Here is a 19,261-nt window from a genome sequence, read left to right as displayed (position 1 = left end):
AGCGGCACCCCCCGCCTCCAGCCCCCATCCCGGGTACGCCTCACGACACGGCACCCTTCCTCCGTACCAGCAGCACCAGCACCGGCACCCCCACCAACGCCGTCATCACCCCGGCCGGCACCTCCGCAGGAGCCCGCACCACCCGGCCCACGACATCCGCGGCCAGCAGCAGCCCCGCCCCCAGCAGCGCCGACAGCGGCAGCACGCGCCCGTACCCGCCGCCCCTGACCAGCCGCCGTGCCAGATGCGGCACCACCAGCCCGACGAACGCGATCGGCCCGGCCGCGGCCACCGCCGCGGCCGTCAACAGCGTCGCGCCCAGCGCCGCGCACCCCCGGACCAGGTGGACCCGGTGCCCCAGCGCCCGCGCCGTCTCGTCGCCGAGCGCGAGTGCGTCCAGCCCGCGGGCGCAGGACAGCACCAGCACGGCGCCCGCCGCGAGGAACGGCAGCATCCGTACGACCGTCCCCGCGTCCCGTCCGCTCAGCGCCCCCACCTGCCAGAACCGGAACTGGTCGAGGGTGGCGGAGCTGGAGGTGAGGACGACGGTCGTGGCGCCCGCGGTCATCGCGGCGAGGGCGGTGCCGGCGAGGGCGAGTTTCACCGGGGAGGCCCCGCCCCGCCCGCGTGCCGCGACCCCGTACACCAGGCATGCGGCGAGGACGGCGCCGGTGAAGGCGTACCAGACGTAGGCCCCGAAGCCGTACCCGGAGCCGCCGAGGACGATGGCGAGCACGACCCCGGCCGCCGCCCCCTGGCTCAGGCCGAGGATGCCGGGGTCGGCGAGCGGGTTGCGGGTGACGGCTTGCAGGGCGGCCCCGGCGAGGCCGAGCGCGGCGCCCGCGGTGAGGCCGACCTCGGTGCGGGGCAGGCGGAGGGAACGGACGACGAGCGCGTCGGGGGAGGACCCGCCGCGCAGCAGGGCGTCGAGGACGGTCGCCGGCGGTACCGCACGGGTGCCGACGGCGAGGCTGAGCACGGCGACGACGGCCACCGCGAGGGCGGCCGTCGGCCAGAGCAGGGCGCGGCGCACTTACCGGAGGTGCTCGGCGAGCTGTCGTACCACCAGACGCGCGGCCGTGGGACCGGCGTTGAGGTACCAGGGGTCGTCGTCGACCTGGACGGCGTGCCCGGCCGTGACCGCCTTCATCGACTTCCACAGCGGTCCGGCGAGCACGGTCGCCGCGTCCGTCCTCTGTGCGTCGCCCTGCACGGAGTAGAAGATCCAGTCGCCGTCGGCGATGTCGACCTTCTCCGCGCTGATGTCCTGCGAAATGGCGTTGAACCGCTGGGACTTCGGGCGGGACAGGCCCATGTCGACGGCGATCGAGCCGGTGAAGGAGGAGACGCCGAACATCCGGGTGCGGTCGGGCGTGAAGCGGACCATGGAGACGGTGGCCGAGCCGTCGAGGGCGGAGCCGCTGTCCTTCGCGTTGCCGACGATGTCGTCGAGGAGTTCCTGCGCCTTCTGCCCCTCGCCGACCGCGTCCCCGACGAGCAGCAGGTCCCGCTTCCAGTTGATGCCCTGGCCGGCGGTGACCACGGTGGGCGCGATCTTCGACAGCTGGGGGTAGAGGTCGCCGAGCGAGTCGTTGACCAGGATCAGGTCGGGCCTGGCGGCGGCCAGGGACTCCAGGTTGGGCGCGGTGCGGGTGCCCGCGTCGGTCATCGCGGCGAGCTTCTTCTTGTACTGCGGGAAGGCGTCGGCGAGGTAGCCGGGGACGAGTCCGGCGTTCTCGGCGCGGGTGCCGGCGGTCGGGACGATGCCGAGGGTCAGCAGGTCGTCCAGCTGCCCGGTGCTGAGCACCGCGATCCGCTTCGGCTGCGCCTTGACGGTGGTCTCTCCCTCGAAGTGGGTGACCGTGCGCGGGAAGACGCCGTCGGTGTCGGTGTCGGAGCCCATCCCGTCGGCGAGGGCGCTCGGCGCGGCGGAGGGGCCCTCGGAGGCGCCGGCGACCTTGTTCACGGTTCCGTCGCCGTGGGCGGCGGCCCCGGCGTCGTCGTCACCGCCGGACGACGAGCAGCCGGCCAGCAGGCCGCCCACCACGGACACGGCGGACACCGCCACGACGGCCCTCAACCTCAACGCACGCACGACTGACTCTCCCGATCAATGACTAAGGCGAGCCTTACCTTAGCTGGTGCCGGGAGTACGTTGGACGGGAGGAGGTCCCACGATGACCGTGAACCTGAACCACACCATTGTCGCCGCACACGACAGGCACGCCTCGGCGAGGTTCCTCGCCGACATCCTCGGTCTCGAAGTCGGCCCGGACTACGGCCCGTTCGCCCCGGTCGCGCTGCCCAACGGTGTCACCCTCGACTACCTGGACACCCCCGGGAACATCTCGCCACAGCACTATGCCTTCCTGGTCTCCGAGGACGACTTCGACGAGATCTTCACCCGCGTCCGGGAGGCCGGCCTCAGCTACTGGGCCGACCCGTCCCACAGCCGTCCCGGCGAGGTCAACACCAACGACGGCGGCCGCGGCACCTACTTCGACGACCCCGACGGCCACCGCCTGGAGATCCTCACCCGCCCCTACGGCAGCGGCGGCTGACCCCGGGCCAGGTCGGGCCAGGTCAGGCCCGGAGCCCGGTGAGGCCGTCCTGGGCGGCCATGACCAGCTCGATGCCCCGGTTGTCGGCGGCGGGCTCGCGCATCTGGTTCGTCACGTACGCGATCGCCATCCGTTCGCCGGGGTCGACCCAGACCAGCGCGCCGCCCCAGCCGCCCCAGCCGAGGGCGTTGCCGAAGAGGCCGTAGCCGAGGCCGTACCGGGCCGGCATGCCAAGGCGCCGGTCCTCGCCCTCGAACTGCACCTCCCGCGCCCGCTCGCACCCCTCGGGGGACAGCACCCGCACCCCGCCGACGGTTCCGCCGCAGGCCAGCAGGGACTGGACGAGGGCGGCCGAGCGGGCGTTGCCGTAGCCGCTCGCCGCGGGGATCTGCGCGCGGCGCCAGGCGATGCCGTTGCCGTCCCGGAGGCGGAAGGCGGTGGCGGGAGCGGTGGCGGGGTCGGCGGGGGTCGCGTCGGGGTTCGCCGCACCCGCCGTGTAGTCCTCGTCCCGCCCCGGCGGCGGCAGGGTCGGCGCCACCCGGGAGTCGTGCTCGGGTCCGAGGCCGAGGTGGAAGTCCGCGCCGAGCGGCCCGGCCACCTCCGCGGCGAAGAACTCACCCACACTCCGCCCGGTGATCCGGCGCAGCACCTCGCCCACGAGGAACCCCTGGGTGAGCGAGTGGTACCCGGCCGCGGTCCCCGGCTCCCACAGCGGTGCCTGCCGGGCGAGCCGCGCCGTGGCGGCCGGCCAGTCGTACAGCTCCTCGACCGGTCCCACCCAGTCGGGCAGCCCGGCGGTGTGCGACAGCAGATGCCTCACCAGCACGTGCCGCTTGCCGGCCGCCGCGAACTCCGGCCAGTAGCGGGCGACCGGCGCGTCCGGGTCCAGCTTCCCCCGGTCGACCAGGACGAGCGCGCACAGCGCGGTCATCGTCTTGGTCACGGAGAACACGTTGACGATCGTGTCCCGCTCCCAGGCCCGGGTCCGTCCGGCGTCGGCGAACCCGGCCCACACGTCCACCACCGGCCGCCCGTCCACGAAGACGGCCACGGCACCTCCCACGTCACCTTCGTCGACGAATCCGGCGAGTGTGGAGGGCACGGCGGAGAACAACTCGTCGTACGAGCCCTGGATATCGGCCATGCCTGCCATTGAGCCCGCACGCGCGAGTCCCGGCAACCGAATATCGGTGCCCCGGCGGTGCCGCGATCTGTCGTCTCGGACCGCGGCGACCCCTGCGGGGCGCGCTGCCGCTCAGCGCAGCAGTCCCACGAACATCGTCCGGTGCAGGGTCTCGACGTGGCGGCGGGCGATGTCGGCCGCCGCGGCCGCGTCACCCGCGCGGAGCGCCGCCACCAGGGACCGGTGCTCGTCGTTGGACTCGCGCAGCGCGGCGAGGGGGTAGGGGAGGTAGTACGCGTAGAGCCGGCGCAGCACGGTCCCGTAGGTCCCGACGCTCGCGTCGAGACCGGTGGCGCGGGCCACGGCGAGGTGGAACCGCTCGTCGCAGGAGTGGAACTCCGCCCAGCTCACCGCCCGGTCCATGGCCGCGACCAGCGCGTCGAGCTCGTCGAGGGCCGCGCCGGTCATGCCGCGGGCGGCGAGATGGGCGATCCCGCACTCCAGGACGGTCCGCTCGTCGATCAGGCGGTGCACCTCGGCGCTCTGCCCGTGGTACGCCTCGGCCGCGCCGACGACCCCCCGGGCCGGCTGCTCGGCGACCAGCGTGCCGCCGTTGCGGCCGCGCCTGCGCTCCAGGACGCCGTCCGCGCACAGGGAGCCGAGCGCGCGGCGCACGGTGATCTCCCCGACGCCGAGCGCCTCGGCTATGGCGTCGGTCGGGGGCAGCCGCTCGCCGGGGGAGAGCAGCCCGAGGTCGACCGCCATGGCGATCCGGGCGCGCACCGTATCCAGCGCGGTGAGCCGGCGGATCCCGTTCAGCTTGGGCGAGTTGAGGGCGAGGACGGGCCCCTCGGGGTGCGCCGGTGCGGATCCGTCGGGGGTGCCGGTCATGCCTTCAATGTAGCGGCCAGTAAAACTGCTCATAATGAGACCATTGTATAAGGGCTCATATTGAGTTAATTTCCTGGCCATGTCCCGACCCCTCCCCGTCGCCCTGGTCCAGGCCCCTCCCCGCCCGGCCACCGACCCGCTGTCCGGCTTCGCCGAAGACGTCGGGGGCGTACTGGCGCGCTTCCCGCAGACCCGCCTCGTCGTCTACCCCGAGCTGCACCTGTGCGGCACCGAAGGCCCGCCCGCCGAGTCGGAGGCCCGCCTGGCGGCCGCCGCGGAGCCGCTCGACGGCCCCCGGGTGCGGCAGCTCGCCGAGCTCGCGGGCGACCTGGGCGTCTGGCTGTTCCCGGGGACCGTGGCCGAGCGCGGCCCGGCCGGGGAGCTCTTCAACACCGCCCTCGCGTTCACCCCCGAGGGCCGGCTCGCCGCCCACTACCGCAAGCTCTTCCCGTGGCGGCCCTTCGAGCCGTACACCCCCGGCGACCGCTTCGTCGTCCTGGACCTCCCGGGCACCGGCCGCGTCGGCTTCGCCATCTGCTACGACGCCTGGTTCCCGGAGGTGGCCAGGCACCTGGCCTGGATGGGCGCCGAGGTCATCGTCAACCCGGTCATGACCACCTCGGCCGACCGCGCCCAGGAACTCGTCCTCGCCCGGGCCAACGCCATCGTCAACCAGGTCCACGTCGTCAGCGTCAACACCGCGGGCCCCCTCGGCACCGGGCGCAGCCTGGTCGTCGACCCGGAGGGACGCGTCCGCGTCCAGGCCGCCGACTCCGCGCCCACCGTGCTGACCGACGTCCTCGACCTGGACGACGTCACCCGCGTACGGACCTTCGGCACCGCGGGCCTGAACCGCATGTGGGACCAGTTCACCGAGGCCGACGCCCCCATCGACCTCCCGCTCTACGACGGCCGTCTGGACCCCCGCCGCTGGCGGCCGGCCGGCGACTGATCCGTTCCGTCCCCTCCTCCCGCAAGGAACGCCATGTCCGCACCCTCCGCACCCTCCTCCCCGCCTGCGCTCACCCGCAGCCTGACCCTGAGATCCGTCGTGCTCTTCGGGCTCGCCTACATGACCCCGATCATCGTGCTCGGCACCTTCGGCGTCGTCGCCGACAGCACCCACGGCGCCGTGCCGACCGCCTACCTGCTGGCCCTGGTCGCCATGCTCTTCACCGCGCACAGCTACGGGAAGATGGCCGCGACCCACCCCGTCGCCGGGTCCGCCTACACCTACGTACGGCGCTCCATAGACTCCCGGGTCGGCTTCCTCGTCGGCTGGGCCACCCTGCTGGACTACTTCTTCCTGCCCATGGTCATCTGGCTCATCGGCGGGGCCTACCTCCAGGCGGAGTACCCCTCGGTGCCGTTCTGGGTGTGGATCATCGCGTTCATCGTCGTGACCACCGCGCTCAACATCCGGGGCATCAAGACCGCGGAGCGGGTCAACGACCTGCTGATGGTCTTCCAGGTCCTGGTCGTCGCGATCTTCGCGCTGCTCTGCCTGCACCACGTCTTCCAGCACCGGGGAGCGGCCGGACTCGTCAGCGCCACCCCGTTCGCCAACCACGCGACCGGCCTCGCGGGCATCTCCGCGGGGGCCGCGATCGCCGCGTACTCCTTCCTCGGCTTCGACGCGGTCACCACGCTGACCGAGGAGACCGTCGAGCCGCAGCGCACCATCCCCCGCGCCATCCTGCTGACCGCGCTGATCGGCGGCGGCATCTTCGTCGTCGTCGCCTACACCACACAGCTGGCCCACCCCGGGTACGCGTTCACCGACTCCAGCTCCGCCGCGTTCGAGATCGCCAAGGCGGTCGGCGGCGACCTGTTCTCCTCCGTGTTCCTGGCCGGCCTGATCGTCGCCCAGTTCGCCTCCGGGATCGCGGCCCAGGCCAGCACGTCACGGCTGCTCTACGCGATGGGCCGCGACTCCGTGCTGCCGAAGAAGGTCTTCGGCAGCATCCACCCCAAGTACCACACCCCCGCCCTGAACATCCTCCTCGCCGGTGCCGTCGGCCTGATCGCGCTGCGCCTGAACGTCGCCACCTCCACCTCCTTCATCAACTTCGGCGCCTTCACCGCCTTCACCTTCGTCAACCTCTCCGTCATCGCCACCTACGTCCGGGAGCGCCGCGCGGGCCGCCGCCCCGCCGTGTGGTCGTACGTCCTGCTCCCGGCGGTCGGCGCCGTCGTCGACGTGTGGCTGCTGTGCCACCTCGACGACCGGGCCCGCACCCTCGGCCTGATCTGGCTGGCCCTCGGCGTCTGCTACCTCGCCTACCTCACCCGGGGCTTCCGCAAGTCCCCGCCGGAGATGACCTTCGACGAGGACCCGGCCCCGGACCCGGCCCCGGACCCGGCCCCCGGGACGGCGACCGGCCGGACGGCGGGCGCGGAATCGCCGGGAACCCGCACGCGTTGAGGTGGGTGGACATCGGAGGCCGCCGGTGTGCGAGCCGAGGAGCCCGGGTGACCGGGCCGACGAGAACTGGAGGGGTCACGATGACTGTGCAGACGCAGAGGGCCGTACTGGCCGGCGGATGCTTCTGGGGGATGCAGGACCTGATCCGCAAGCAGCCGGGCGTGACGGCCACCCGGGTCGGCTACACCGGGGGTGACGTGCCCAACGCCACGTACCGCAACCACGGCACGCACGCGGAGGCCATCGAGATCCTCTTCGACCCCGAGAAGACCGACTACCGGGCTCTCCTGGAGTTCTTCTTCCAGATCCACGACCCGAGCACCAGGAACCGCCAGGGCAACGACATCGGCCTCAGCTACCGCTCGGCGATCTACTACGTCGACGACGAGCAGAAGCGGATCGCCGAGGACACGATCGCGGACGTGGACGCCTCCCAGCTGTGGCCGGGCAAGGTCGTCACCGAGGTGGAACCGGTCGGCCCCTTCTGGGAGGCCGAGCCCGAGCACCAGGACTACCTGGAGCGCTACCCGGACGGCTACACCTGCCACTTCCCGCGTCCCGGCTGGAAGCTGCCGGTCCGCGCGGAGGGCTGACGACGGGGACGGGCCCGGCACCCGGTGGAAGCCATCGCACGAGGCTCCGCCGGGTGCCGGGCCGCCTCATGACGCGGATGGACGCCCCGGATGGCGGCGACGCGCTCCGTTCACGAGTCTGAATCCGACCGGATCCACAGACAGCGCGGATCGTCCCGTCGAAGGAGCAGAGGCATGTCCCCCAGCAGCTCGAAGGGCGCCTCGCGCCGCCGCAAGGAAGACGCCCCGCAGTTCACGGCCTCGGCGCAGCTCGCCGGACACCTGCAGGAGATCGTGGCCGATCTGGTCGAACTGCATCTGCAGGGCAAGCAGGCGCACTGGAACGTGGTCGGGCACAACTTCCGCGACCTGCACCTGCAGCTGGACGAGGTCGTCGACGACGCGCGGGAGGCGGCCGACACGATCGCCGAGCGGATGCGGGCCCTGGGCTCCTGCCCGGACGGGCGCTCCGACACCGTGGCGGCGACCACCACCCTCCCGAAGTTTCCGGCGGACGAGCGGAGCGTGAGTGCCGTGGTCGACCTGATCACCGCACGACTGCGCGCCGTCGTCGACACGGTGCGCCGCGTCCACGACGAGGTCGACGCCGAGGACCCGTCCACCGCCGACCTGCTGCACACGGTCATCGACTCCCTGGAGAAGCACGCGTGGATGGTCAGCGCGGAGAACCGCTCAGTCTGACCGCTGACCGCTGACCGCTGACCGCTGACCGCTGACCGCTGACCTGCGCCGGCCGGTGATCCGTCACCGGCCGCTCCGGTCCGCCTGGCGGGCGAGGGCATCCGCCAGAGCCCTGGCGGCGGGCGAGAGGTTCCGCCCGTCGGGTACGGCCAGCGAGAGGTGCCAGGTGACGGTGGGGACCAGGGGGAGAGCACGCAGCTCGGGATAGAGGGCGGCCGCCGACCGGGGCACGAGCGCGGTGCCCAGCCGGTGGCGGACGAGTCCGGCGGCGGTCGCGTAGTCCGAGACCTCGTACGGGGCGGCGGGTTCCGCGTGGGCGTCACGAAGGGCCTCGTCCACCAGACTGCGGATGCCCCAGCCCGTGACGAACTGCACGAGGGTCTCGTCCGCCAGGTCGGCGGCCCGGACCTCACCGCGGCCGGCCAGGACGTGATCGGGGTGGCAGAGGGCCACCAGCGGTTCCGCGACGAGCGGCCGCAGCGTGACCTTCGCGGGCTTGCCGGTCCTGGACACCAGGGCCAGATCGAGGGAGCCGTCGGCGACCGCCGCGAGGTGGCCGGCCGATCCCGCGTGGTTCTGCCGCATCCGCACCGACACCAGCGGGTACGCCGCGTGGAACCGGCCCAGCGCGGCGGGGACGTCGAGCGGGCCGGACGACATGAGCGCGCCCAGGTCGACCGTGCCGCTGAGCCGTCCGTGGAAGCCGGTGACCGTCTCCTTCGCCCGCTGGGCGGCGTGCAGGGTGGACCTGGCCTCGGTCAGGAACGCCCGACCGGCCGGCGTGAGCCTGATGTGCTGCCTCGACCGGTCGAAGAGGGGCGTACCGAGCTCCCGCTCCAGCTTCCCGACAGCCGCGGACACCGCCGACTGGACGACGTTCTGCCGCTGGGCTCCCCGGGAGAAGCTCATTTCCTCGGCGACCGCGACGAAGTACTCCAACTGCCGCAGCTCCACGCTCCCATTATCCCCGGCTCATCTCCCGGATCGATGGGGCTGATCGAACGATTTCGTTGGACGCGATCGCCCGGGAGCGTGACGCTGGATGGAGATGGGGGGGGCCGCCACCGGCGGACGGACAAAGCCATCCCGGTCAGAACCTCGGTCAGTACCTCGGTCAGAGCCTCGGTGAGACCCGGTGAGAATCCCCGTGAGAAAGGCCCCCGTCATGCGTGCTCTGCGTTTCGACCACTTCGGTGGACCCTCGGTCCTGGCGCTGACCGAGATGCCCGATCCGGTGGCGGGGGACGGTGAGGCCGTCGTCGCCGTCAGGGCCGCCTCGGTGAACCCTTCGGACCTCAAGAACGTCGCCGGCCGGTTCGAGGACACGACTCTGCCCCGCACCCCCGGGCGGGACTTCGCAGGCGTCGTCGTCGGCGGACCACGGGAATGGCTCGGCGCCGAGGTCTGGGGCACCGGCGGCGACGTGGGCTTCACCCGGGACGGCTCGCACGCCCAGATGATCACCGTTCCGGCGGCAGCGCTGGCCCGCAAGCCGGAGCGGCTGAGCTTCGAGGAGGCCTCGGCCGTGGGCGTCAACTTCGTCACCGCCTGGCTCGGCGCCGTCGAGGCCGCCCAGCTGGCCAAGGACGAGACCGTGGCCGTCATCGGCGTCTCCGGCGGGGTCGGCGGCGCCGTCGCCCAGATCGCCCACGCGCTCGGCGCCCGGGTGATCGGCCTGGGGCGGGCCCGCCCCGACGACGGCAGCCCGGCCGCGTCGGTCATCGACGGCTTCGTCGCACTGGACGGCTCCGCGCAGGAGATCGGCGCCGAGGTCCGGCGCCTCACCGGGGGCCGGGGCGCGGACGTGGTGTACGACGCGGTCGGGGGCGTCACCACACCGGCGGCGCTGGCCTCGCTGGCCCGCCGGGGCAGGCTCGTCGTGATCAGCGCCGTGAGCTCGCCGACCGTGGAGATCGACCTGCTCGCCCTCTACCGCAACGAGCACCGGATCCTCGGCTGCAACAGCGCGCACTTCGACGTCACCGAGTGCGGTACGCGGCTGCAGCGGCTCGCGCCCTTCTTCGACTCCGGGCAGTTCAGGCCGCTGCCCGTCGCCGACCGCTACCCCCTGGACGACGGCGGGGACGCCTACCTCGCGGTGCAGAACCGGGTCCGCGGCCGGGTCGTCATCTGCCCGTGAACCGGCTCCGCACGCACCGACCCCGTACCCCCGACCCCGACAGGCCACCACCATGACCTCGGAAGCGGGACCACAGGCCCCCTCGCTCCCGCCCGCCTCCGCCTCCGCCCCCGGCTGGCGTACGGCAGCACTCGGCAGCGTCCTTGAGTGCCTGCTGGCCACGGTGCTGCTCTTCGGAGTCACCACGATCGTGCGCTGGGTCGCCGGACCCTCACCCGTCTCGGCGGCGATCCCCCAGATCCACGAGAAGCTGCTGGTCATCGGCGCGTGTGTGGGACTGCTGCTCGCCGGGCTCATCCTCAGTCCGGCGGGCCGGGCGTCCGGAGGGCACATCAACCCGGCCATCTCGATCGCCATGTGGCGCTTCGGGCTCTTCCCCGGCGCCGCGGTCGTCCCCTACATCGCCGCCCAGCTCCTCGGCTCCCTCCTGGGCACCGCCGCGGGCCGCGCCGTGTGGGGTCCGGCGCTGGGCCGCCCGCCCGCCGAGGACGCCGCGCTCCGGCCGGGCCCCGGCTGGTCCGCCGGGACGCTGTTCGCCGCCGAGACCGTCTCGATGGGGGTCATCGTGCTCCTCGTCGGGCTCTTCCTGGCCGCGCCCCGACTCGCCCGGCTGGTCCCCTGGCTCGTCGGACTCCTGATCGGAACGGCCATCGCACTGCTGGGCACCACGACCGGCGGCTCGGTCAACCCGGCCCGCCAGTTCGGCCCCGCCGTCGTCGCCGCCCGGCCGGACTTCCTCTGGGTCTACCTGCTCGCCCCCTTGCTGGGCGCCCTCCTGGCGGCAGCCCTCCGCAACGGCCTCCTCGGCCGACGCACCGCGGACCGCACCGCGCCACACCGCCGGCCGGGGAACAAAGGCGGTTCCGCCGCCCGGCCGGAGGACCGCGGCGTCACATGTCACGGCAGGCCGTCGCTCTGAACTGCGTCAGCGGGACGACGGCCGCGGATTCGTCGCCGTCGTCCGAGACGTGGTCGTACAGGACTTCTCCCGGCGCGAGCCGGTCCCGGTCGGCCCGGGTGAAGGAGACGCTGCTCGTCGACCAGGAGTTGTCCTTGGTCCCGCCGTAAAAGGCGTAGGTGGTCCCGGCGGTGAGCGGGGTGAGCGCCCGGGTCGTGGTCCAGCCGGCGGCGGGAGATTCGAGGGGCCAGACGACGAGACCGGCCTTGTGCGGGCGAGCGGACGTCCACGAACCGACCGTCACCGTCTTGTCGGTGTCGTCGCTGTCCACGTAGAGGGTCGCGCCGTCGATGTGGTGCCCGCAGATCATCATGACGCCGAGCAGGTGTCCGTCGCCGGTCACGGAGACACCGGCGACGGCGTCGACGGGAACCGTGCACCCGGACGTCGCGGCCAAGGCGACGCCGGCCACGACGGCACCGACGAAGCGCCGGAACACCGGTGGTGAAGTGGTCGGTCGCACGGCTCCCCCTCCCGCCCGGAGGGCTTGCGGGCCCCCTCTCCCCGGATGCTAGGGGCGAGCGCCGTCGGGTGGGCGGCGTCGCCGCCCACCCGATGCACGCCTGTTGCCGCCCTGTAGTCGCGGCGGCCGAGCCGGCAGCGAACGGGCATCGCCGATCGGCGGCAACCGACGCCGGTTCCGCGGGCCCGGCCGCCAGGCGCTCAGGCGCTCAGCCGCTCCCGGTCACCCATCACCACGACCGGGTGGAGACGGGGATCGAGGGTGTGCAGCAGGGTCTTCATACCGGACTCGGGAACGGTGACACAGGCGGACGTGCCGTCGCCGTGGTCCAGGTGCAGCCATATGCCGCCGCCCTTCTCCACTCCGTCGGGGCGGCTCCAGTCGAACGGCGGGACCCCCTTGAGCCGGTTGTAGTTGATGGCGATGACGTAGTCGAAGTCGTGGACGTGGTCGTCGCCGTCCTCGACCATGGAGGCGAAGGCGTTGTCGTCGTACCAGTAGCGCAGGCGGCTGCCCGGATCCTCGAGCGAGCCTCCCGCATCCGTCAGGGAGAACACGCCGACGGGACTGCGCTCGTCGTCCATGCGATGGTCGGCCGTCCAGCCCAGCCTGCCGTTGTGCGCGGGCCAACTGCCCTCGCGTTTCCAGGCGGTGCCCTGCTTCTCGTAGAGCACGACGGTGCTCTCGGCGGAGTCCGTGTCGTCGCCGTAGACGACCACGGCCTGGCGGGCGTCGGCCGGTACGCGCTTGCCCATGCGGCTCCCGACGCCCGGAAGGCGCGGGCCCGCTTCCGGGCCGGGGGAGCCGGAGGCGGCCGGGTTGTTGACACCCGGGGCACCGACGTGACTCCTGTGCCCGCCGGTTCCGGCACACGCCGTGGTGCCGGCCAGCAGCACGCCGCAGGCGAGGGCCGCGGCTATGGCATGACGCGCACTGCCGTGCCGCGCCGGAGGAGAACAGGGCCGTATCTCAGAAGTTGTCCGCATGACCAGGATCCTGTGGCGGGCCGCTGCGGCACGCACCCCGAGGACGCCAACCGGCCTAGCGACCGGGCGGACCTGCGTGCCGGAGCCCCCACGGCGGCAGCCGGCCCGGCTCGCGGGCGCCGCGCGCGTGCCGCCCGGTGGCGGGCATGACCGTCCGTCACCGGTGGGCGTGGGTCATGTGGGTGGCAGGGGCTGTTCCGTCCAGACGGTCTTGCCGTCGTGGGTGTAGCGCGTGCCCCACCGCTCGGTGAGCTGCGCGACCAGGAAGAGCCCGCGCCCGCCCTCGTCCGTGCTGAGGGCCCGCCGGAGGTGGGGCGAGGTGTGGCTGGCGTCGGAGACCTCGCAGATCAGGGAGTGGGTGCGGATGAGGCGCAGGGTGGCGGGGCCGGTCGCGTACCGGTAGGCGTTGGTGACGAGCTCGCTGGCGACCAGTTCGGTGGTGAACGCCAGCTCGGACAGCCCCCATTCGGTCAGCTTCGCCGCGGTCAGCTCCCTGGCCCGGGCGGCGGCGGTCGCTTCCAGCGGCAGCTGCCAGGAGGCGACGTTCTGCGGCTGCAGCACCCGGGTGCGCGCGACGAGCAGCGCGATGTCGTCGATGGGCCGGTGGTCCTTGGGCAGCAGTGCTTCGACCACGGCGTGGCAGGTCTGGTCCAGAGGCTCGGTGACGTGGCTGAGACACGCGTTCAGGGTCTTCAACGCGGCGTCGATGTCGCCGTTGCGTGCCTCCAGCAGACCGTTGGTGTACAGCGAGAGCAGGCTGCCCTCCGGGAGGTCGAGATCGTACGTCTCGAACGGCAGGCCGCCCAGGCCCAGCGGCGGCCCCGCGGGCAGGTCGAGCACGGTCACCTCGCCGTCCGGGGTGGACAGCAGCGGCGCCGGGTGGCCGGCGCGTGCCAGGGAGCAGCGCTGGGAGACCGGGTCGTAGACCGCGTAGAGGCAGGTGGCCCCGAGCACCTGCTCGATCGCCGAGTGGTTGCCCTCGGCGTTCGCCTCCAGTTCGGTGGCCAGCAGGCTGACCAGATCGTCCAGCCGCGCCACCACCTCGTCCGGTTCCAGGTCGAGGCTGGCCAGGGTGCGCGCGGAGGCCCGCAGACGGCCCATCGAGGCCGCGGCGTGGATCCCGTGGCCGACCACGTCCCCCACGACGAGGGCCACCCGGGCCCCCGACAACGGGATCACGTCGAACCAGTCGCCCCCGATCCCCGGCTCGGCGCTCGCGGGCAGGTACCGGCAGGCCACCTCCACGGCCGGCAGGTCGGACGCCACGCTCGGCAGCAGACTGCGCTGAAGAGTCAGCGCGGCGCTCTGCTGCTGGGTGAAGCGGCGTGCGTTGTCGATGCACACGGCCGCACGCGAGGTCAGCTCCTGGGCCACCGCGGCGTCGTCGTCCTCGAAGGGCTCCGCGTGCCGCGACCGCCACAGGCTCACCACGCCCAGTACGAGGCCGCGCGCGACCAGGGGCACCGCGATCAGGGAATGGACACCGAGACCGGAGGCGATCTCGATCCGCCGCCGGTCCATGGCGTACCACTCGGGGCGCAGCGACAGCAGCCCTTCCAGGATCGGGCGGCGCTCGGTCAGGCACCGCGCCTGCGGGGACTCCGGAAGCAGCGGGACCACCTCGCCCTCCTGGTACGGCACCCGGTGTTCCGGTGGCGCGAGGGCGGCCCGGAGCAGCGGACCTGCCGTACCCGCAACAGGATCGTCACCGAGTGTCACCGATGTGAGGAGGTCCACCGAGCAGTGGTCGGCCAGGCCGCGGACGGCCACCTCGGCCAGTTCCCGGGCGGTCTGTATCACGTCCAGCGAGGTTCCGATCTCGGTGCTCGCCTCGTTCAGCAGCGCGAGCCTGCGCTGCGCCCGGTGGCGGTCGGTGACGTCCTGGATCGTCTCCGCCACTCCGAGAACCCGGCCCGAGGAGTCCTCCATCCGGAACGCCGAGACGGACACGATCCGTTCCCGGCCGGGGTCGTGGCGTGCGCGGGCGGACTGCTCCGTGAAGATCAACGGCTCGCCGGTCTCCAGGACGTGCCGTACCCGGTCGTCGGTCGGCCCCGCGTCCTCGTCGACCATGAACTCGCGGGGGTGACGGCCCACCGGCGCCTCGGCCGGGACGCCGCTCGCCTTCTCGACGGCGCGGTTGACCCGGAGCACCGTCCGGTCCGGGCCGTAGGTGACCAGTCCGATCGGCGAGCGGCGGTACAGGCCGTCCAGCAGCGCACGGTCCCGCTGCCAGGCGATGACCTCCGCGGCCGGAGCACCGACCAGGAGCCACTCCTGACCGCCCCCTTCCCGGGTGATCGCACGGGCCCGGAAACCCATCTGCACGCGGTGTCCGTCGCGGTGCCGGACGGGCAGGACACCGAACCAGCCCCCCGCCTTCACGGCGTTCACGACGACGGACCGCACGACACGCAGGTCGTCGGCGTCCACCAGGACGTCCCGCCACGCCCGGCCGAGCACCTTGCCTGCCGGATAGCCCAGCAACTCCTGCGCACGTGTGCTCCAGCCGACCACGGTGCCCCGGGCGTCGAGCACGGCCGAGGCCCCGCGCCCGAGGGCGAACGGGTCCTCGGGACTCTCGCTGAAGTGCGTCGAGGGCGTCCCCATGGCCATCACCTTGCCTCCGTGCCTTCGATGGTCCTCCCCGCGCTCTCCGTCCGCGACTCTCCCGCTCCGCCCGGCCCGGACCTTCGGCGGACACCGCCTGCCGCGAAAGGGACGGCCACGGCCACTGTCGGCTTCGCCGGGACGATCAGGTTGCGGCAGCGCGCGCGGAGGACGGCCGACGTCGCGGTGGTGCGGGGGCGGAGGACGGCCGACGTCGCGGTGGTGCGGGGGCGGAGGACGGCCGACGTCGCGGTGGTGCGGGGGTGGAGGACGGCCGATGTCGCGGTGGGCGGGGGTGGAGGACGGCCGACGTCGCGGTGGTGCGGGGGTGGAGGACGGCCGATGTCGCGGTGGTGCGGGGGTGGAGGACGGCCGATGTCGCGGTGGTGCGGGGGTGGAGGACGGCCGATGTCGCGGTGGTGCGGGGGCGGTACGGACAGTCGCGGGCCGGTCAGAGATGTGCCAGATGTGCCACCACTCCTCTCCGTGCGGACCCGCGTGCGGGAGCCCGCCGTCGCCCGGCAGCAGGACCCGTTCGTTCGGCCAGGCCGGGGCGACGACTTCCAGGGTCCAGCCGTCTTCGGTCGTGGTGTGCAGCCCGCCGCCGAAGAGCCCGGCGATGCGTATGCGGCTTCCGGCGATCACCCCGAGCCCGCGGCAGGGATCCCCGGCAGCGCTGCGGTGTCCGGCCTCGCGCGCGGCCACTGCGCGGCCACTGCGCGGCCGGTCAGGCCGGCTGCGGGGTCGGTGGCAGTAGTGCTCGCAGGGGCCCGGTGTCGGGGTGATCGGCCAGCGCGGCGGTGAGCGCGGCGTGCAGTGCGGCCTCCGTGCCCGTCTCGCCGTCGAGGTCGGACGCGGAACCGGGCAGCCGGACCGCCGCCGGGCTCGACCAGGAGAACTCCCAGTGCAGCAGCGACCGGGCGCTGAACTCGGCCAGCACCATGCTCCGGAGCGAGTCGCGCAGCACCGGCCGCACGGACTCCCGGAACGCCGGGTCCTGCTCGGTCGGCGCCTGCTCGGTCGCCGCCTGCTCGGTCGCCGCCTGCGCGGTCGGCGCCTGTTCGGTCGGCGCCTATTCGGGCGACGGCAGCCGCAGTGCCAGCTGCCACAGCCGGCCGTCGTCGATCAGCCGGAGCAGCGCGGGCAGCGTCGGCCGGTCCTCGGTGTGGAGGGCGAGCGCCCGGTGCAGGGGAGTGTCGAGCGAGGCCAGCCCTGCCGCCATCGACGAGCACAGCAACTGCTCCCACTCCCCGGCCCGCTCGAACTGCCGTACCTCGTCGGTCAGCACCGCGTCCTCCAGCGCGGCCAGGGTCCGGGCCGGGTCGGTGAGCAGGGCGAGGGCCGGGCCGTCGTCGTCCGCGCCGCGCCCGTCGGCGGGCAGTTCCCCGATCCGCCGTACCCGGTCGGCGATCGGCGGATGCGAGTCGTACGGCGATCCGGGCGCCGTCGGCAGTTGCTCCCGCAGCCCCGCCAACTCCGTCTCGCGCGCCGTCAGCATCCGGCCGAAGCCGCCGAAGAACTGCCCGCGCGGCGGGAGTTGCCGGGCCGGCAGGCCGAGTGTCGCGTACGTGTCGAGATAGAAGCCGTGGGCGGCGGACAGGACCGGGAGCTCACGCAGCGCCGACACCGTCGCGTCCCGGCCCGCGATCCGCGCGGCGGCCAGGTCGGCGGCGTACTCCTGCGCGCGGGCCGTCGACAGCGTGGCCCGCATGTAGAGCCGCGCGTACGCCGTGTAGACCGCCGCCATCAGCCGGTACGTGATGCCGGCCCCGGCGGTGTCGACCTTCCTGGCCTGTCTGCCCTTCGCGGTGCGCCTGGCTGCGGCCTTCTCCTGCCGGGTGCGTTCGGCGGCCTCCCTGCCGTCGGCCTGCGCGTGGAAGTGCCCGACGGTCCGTGCGATCTGCACCCGGCCGCGCACCGCGAGCACCGACAGCCGGGTGTCTCCGCCGGTGAAGTGGCCGTACTCGTGGGCGAGTACGGCCTTCAGCCGGGCCTCGGTCAGTCCGGTCAGCAGCGGCACGCCCAGGTAGAGGCGGCGCGGTCCGGGGCGCAGGCCGAGCAACCGGGGCTCCTCGCCGACCCCCGCGTTGACGTCACCGGTGAGGACCACGGCGTCCGGCGCGCGGGTGCCCGTGGCCGCCGCGAGCTCCCGCACCAGCGCCCACAGCCGGGGCTCGTCGGCTTCGGTGACCGGGAGGCCGGGCGGTTCCTCGCCCCTGGGTGTGCGGAGCATGAACATGCCCCTGACGACCGGCACCGCCAGCAGCAGGGAGACGATCACGACCTTCCCGGCGAAGGCGTCGGGCGCCCACGTCACCGCCGCCACGTCGACGGCGGCCGCCACCGCCAGCAGGACGAGGCTCAGCAGATAGAAGCCGCAGAACAGAACAAGGGCGCGCAGCGCCCGCAGAGTTGCGCCCATCGGGCAGATCCCCCCATGCAACCCCGTACAGCCCCGTGAAACGGGGCCAACGGAAAACGAACGGGACTCAAGCGCCCCGTCAGGGGCGCTGGGGGTACCCCCAGCCGAAGGCCGGGGGAGGAACTGCACGACCGGCCCCCCACCGGCCCGCGGCCGACACTCGACGTGTCCTTTCGACGGCGCCCCCTCAGCTGTGCAGCGTCGCCGGGCTCCCGCCGTTCGCCTCGTAGCCCGCCACCGCCAGTGCGCGGAAGAGGGCGAACTCGGCGGCCGGGTTCGCCGACAGCGTCCAGGGCAGGGCCCCGACATGCCCGTCGACGTGTATCAGCTCGCCCATGGCCTCCGCCCAGCGCTCCGAGCGGACCAGGAAGAAGACCAGCAGGTGACGGACGTGCGCGAGCATCGGGTCGTCCTGGCGCGCCGAGTGCACCGCGTGCAGGGCGCCGTGCACGGCCTTGGTGACGACCTCGCTCTGGTAGAAGCTCACCACCAGGTTCACCTCGGGCAGGTGCTCGAAGACCGCGAACAGCGGCATCGCGGCCAGCAGCGAGCCCTGCGGGGCGCGGGCGGCGGCGGCCTCGGCGAAGGAGTACGCCAGCTCGCGCGAGCCGTGCCACTTCTCGCACCAGTAGTGCAGCGCGGCGAGGTGCGCCCCCATGTGGGCGGGCGCGCGGTCCAGGATCTTCAGCCACAGCTGCTCGAACTCCGGCTGCGGGTAGTTCAGCCCGCGGGCCACCGACAGCTCGACGATGTACGGCACCGGGTCGCCGGGGGAGAGCAGGGCGGCCTGCCCGCAGGCGTCCCTGGCCTCCTCCATGATGATCCGGAAGTCGTCGGTGCCCGGCACCGACGTCCGCCACGCCTGCTGCGCCAGGAACTCCGCGTGCACGGCGGCGCCGCCGGCGTCCTTGGGCTGCTCGGCCCGCCAGACCCGCAGCCACTGCCCGCCCGGCGTCTCGCTGACCCCGCCCGGCCGCTCCTTGAGCTCCAGCGCCGCAGCGCCCGCGAAGGCCTGCACCCGCTGCCAGCGCAGCTCACCCGCGATCTCCGTGCCCGCGAGCAGCTGCGAGGCCGCCCGGTAGTCCTGGGTGCGCCGCACCACGTCGAGGACGTCCAGCAGGTCCTGGTCGGGTCCGGGCATGCGGATGTCCAGGTCCTCCTCGCGCACGAAGCCGTAGTCCGCCGGGTCGGCGGCGTCCGGGTGGCTCGGGTGGACCCGCTCGATCATGCCGCGCCGCCGCCGCAGGACGGGGAGCAGCGCGAAGCTCAGCAGGAGCAGCGCCATCAGGGCCCAGAGAATCGCCATGCGTCAAGCGAACCAGACGGCGCCGACAATTGGCCAACCGGTCCCTGGGCCTGTGGACAACCGGCGTCCGGTGACCTGTGGACAACAGGCGGCCCGGTGACC

16 protein-coding genes and 1 pseudogene are annotated in these 19,261 nt (G+C 73.2%); 7 read left to right on the top strand and 10 right to left on the bottom strand.

What is annotated here, in order from left to right:
• Positions 1-40: 40 nt before the first annotated feature.
• Positions 41-1,033 (bottom strand): FecCD family ABC transporter permease, encoded by a 993-nt coding sequence (locus ACIQVL_RS12485; protein WP_403475277.1) that lies wholly within the window; start codon positions 1,031-1,033, stop codon positions 41-43.
• Entirely contained in the window at positions 1,034-2,062 is a 1,029-nt protein-coding gene (locus ACIQVL_RS12480; RefSeq protein ID WP_403475528.1) for an ABC transporter substrate-binding protein, read from the bottom strand.
• Between the two features lie 115 nt (positions 2,063-2,177).
• Here ACIQVL_RS12480 and ACIQVL_RS12475 point away from each other — a divergent pair, with 115 nt between their 5' ends.
• Positions 2,178-2,561 carry a VOC family protein gene (locus tag ACIQVL_RS12475; protein ID WP_403475276.1) on the top strand — a complete coding sequence of 128 codons (384 nt, stop codon included), beginning with the start codon at positions 2,178-2,180 and terminating at the stop codon, positions 2,559-2,561.
• 22 nt (positions 2,562-2,583) lie between these two features.
• Here the strand turns inward: ACIQVL_RS12475 and ACIQVL_RS12470 are convergent, their stop codons facing one another.
• Both ACIQVL_RS12470 and ACIQVL_RS12465 read right to left on the bottom strand, forming a co-directional pair.
• Positions 2,584-3,705, bottom strand: coding sequence for a serine hydrolase domain-containing protein (locus ACIQVL_RS12470; protein ID WP_403475275.1), 1,122 nt, complete (start codon positions 3,703-3,705; stop codon positions 2,584-2,586).
• A 111-nt stretch (positions 3,706-3,816) separates the two neighbouring features.
• A complete protein-coding gene (locus ACIQVL_RS12465) occupies positions 3,817-4,575 on the bottom strand; it encodes a FadR/GntR family transcriptional regulator (RefSeq protein WP_403475274.1) in 759 nt (252 codons plus the stop codon).
• Between the two features lie 79 nt (positions 4,576-4,654).
• Between ACIQVL_RS12465 and ACIQVL_RS12460 the strand changes: the two genes are divergently transcribed.
• The 4 genes from ACIQVL_RS12460 to ACIQVL_RS12445 all read left to right on the top strand — a co-directional run bounded on the left by ACIQVL_RS12460 (position 4,655) and on the right by ACIQVL_RS12445 (position 8,274).
• Positions 4,655-5,527, top strand: coding sequence for a carbon-nitrogen hydrolase family protein (locus ACIQVL_RS12460; protein ID WP_403443555.1), 873 nt, complete (start codon positions 4,655-4,657; stop codon positions 5,525-5,527).
• 33 nt (positions 5,528-5,560) lie between these two features.
• Positions 5,561-7,000, top strand: a complete 1,440-nt coding sequence (locus ACIQVL_RS12455) for an APC family permease (RefSeq protein WP_403475273.1) — start codon at positions 5,561-5,563, stop codon at positions 6,998-7,000.
• Between the two features lie 80 nt (positions 7,001-7,080).
• The gene (gene msrA / locus ACIQVL_RS12450) at positions 7,081-7,593 is read left to right on the top strand and encodes a peptide-methionine (S)-S-oxide reductase MsrA (RefSeq protein ID WP_403443561.1); all 513 of its coding nucleotides are present in this window, start codon (positions 7,081-7,083) and stop codon (positions 7,591-7,593) included.
• 174 nt (positions 7,594-7,767) lie between these two features.
• Entirely contained in the window at positions 7,768-8,274 is a 507-nt protein-coding gene (locus tag ACIQVL_RS12445) for a Dps family protein (protein WP_403443564.1), read from the top strand.
• Between the two features lie 63 nt (positions 8,275-8,337).
• On the opposite strand, the gene ACIQVL_RS12440 is transcribed toward ACIQVL_RS12445, so the two are convergent.
• Complete coding sequence (locus ACIQVL_RS12440) at positions 8,338-9,228, bottom strand: LysR family transcriptional regulator (RefSeq protein ID WP_403475272.1); 891 nt, start codon at positions 9,226-9,228, stop codon at positions 8,338-8,340.
• Between the two features lie 211 nt (positions 9,229-9,439).
• On the opposite strand from ACIQVL_RS12440, the gene ACIQVL_RS12435 reads away from it, so the two are divergent.
• A complete protein-coding gene (locus ACIQVL_RS12435; protein ID WP_403475271.1) occupies positions 9,440-10,414 on the top strand; it encodes a zinc-binding alcohol dehydrogenase family protein in 975 nt (324 codons plus the stop codon).
• A gap of 52 nt (positions 10,415-10,466) precedes the next feature.
• Complete coding sequence (locus ACIQVL_RS12430) at positions 10,467-11,333, top strand: MIP/aquaporin family protein (protein ID WP_403443572.1); 867 nt, start codon at positions 10,467-10,469, stop codon at positions 11,331-11,333.
• On the opposite strand, the gene ACIQVL_RS12425 is transcribed toward ACIQVL_RS12430, so the two are convergent.
• The 5 genes and pseudogenes from ACIQVL_RS12425 to ACIQVL_RS12405 all read right to left on the bottom strand — a co-directional run bounded on the left by ACIQVL_RS12425 (position 11,305) and on the right by ACIQVL_RS12405 (position 19,159).
• Complete coding sequence (locus tag ACIQVL_RS12425; protein ID WP_403475270.1) at positions 11,305-11,835, bottom strand: hypothetical protein; 531 nt, start codon at positions 11,833-11,835, stop codon at positions 11,305-11,307. The genes ACIQVL_RS12430 and ACIQVL_RS12425 overlap by 29 nt on opposite strands.
• Positions 11,836-12,035: 200 nt before the next feature.
• Positions 12,036-12,590 (bottom strand): hypothetical protein, encoded by a 555-nt coding sequence (locus ACIQVL_RS12420; RefSeq protein ID WP_403443577.1) that lies wholly within the window; start codon positions 12,588-12,590, stop codon positions 12,036-12,038.
• 405 nt (positions 12,591-12,995) lie between these two features.
• Positions 12,996-15,431 carry a SpoIIE family protein phosphatase gene (locus tag ACIQVL_RS12415; protein WP_403443579.1) on the bottom strand — a complete coding sequence of 812 codons (2,436 nt, stop codon included), beginning with the start codon at positions 15,429-15,431 and terminating at the stop codon, positions 12,996-12,998.
• A gap of 727 nt (positions 15,432-16,158) precedes the next feature.
• A pseudogene (locus ACIQVL_RS12410) lies at positions 16,159-17,853 on the bottom strand (M48 family metalloprotease).
• Between the two features lie 187 nt (positions 17,854-18,040).
• The gene (locus ACIQVL_RS12405; protein WP_403443585.1) at positions 18,041-19,159 is read right to left on the bottom strand and encodes a hypothetical protein; all 1,119 of its coding nucleotides are present in this window, start codon (positions 19,157-19,159) and stop codon (positions 18,041-18,043) included.
• Positions 19,160-19,261: the final 102 nt, after the last annotated feature.

Source organism: Streptomyces sp. NPDC090499 (assembly GCF_044769305.1).
Lineage (GTDB): Bacteria > Actinomycetota > Actinomycetes > Streptomycetales > Streptomycetaceae > Streptomyces.
The sequence above is the reverse complement of the archived record's forward strand: the minus strand, read 5'-3'. Positions and strand labels throughout refer to the sequence as shown.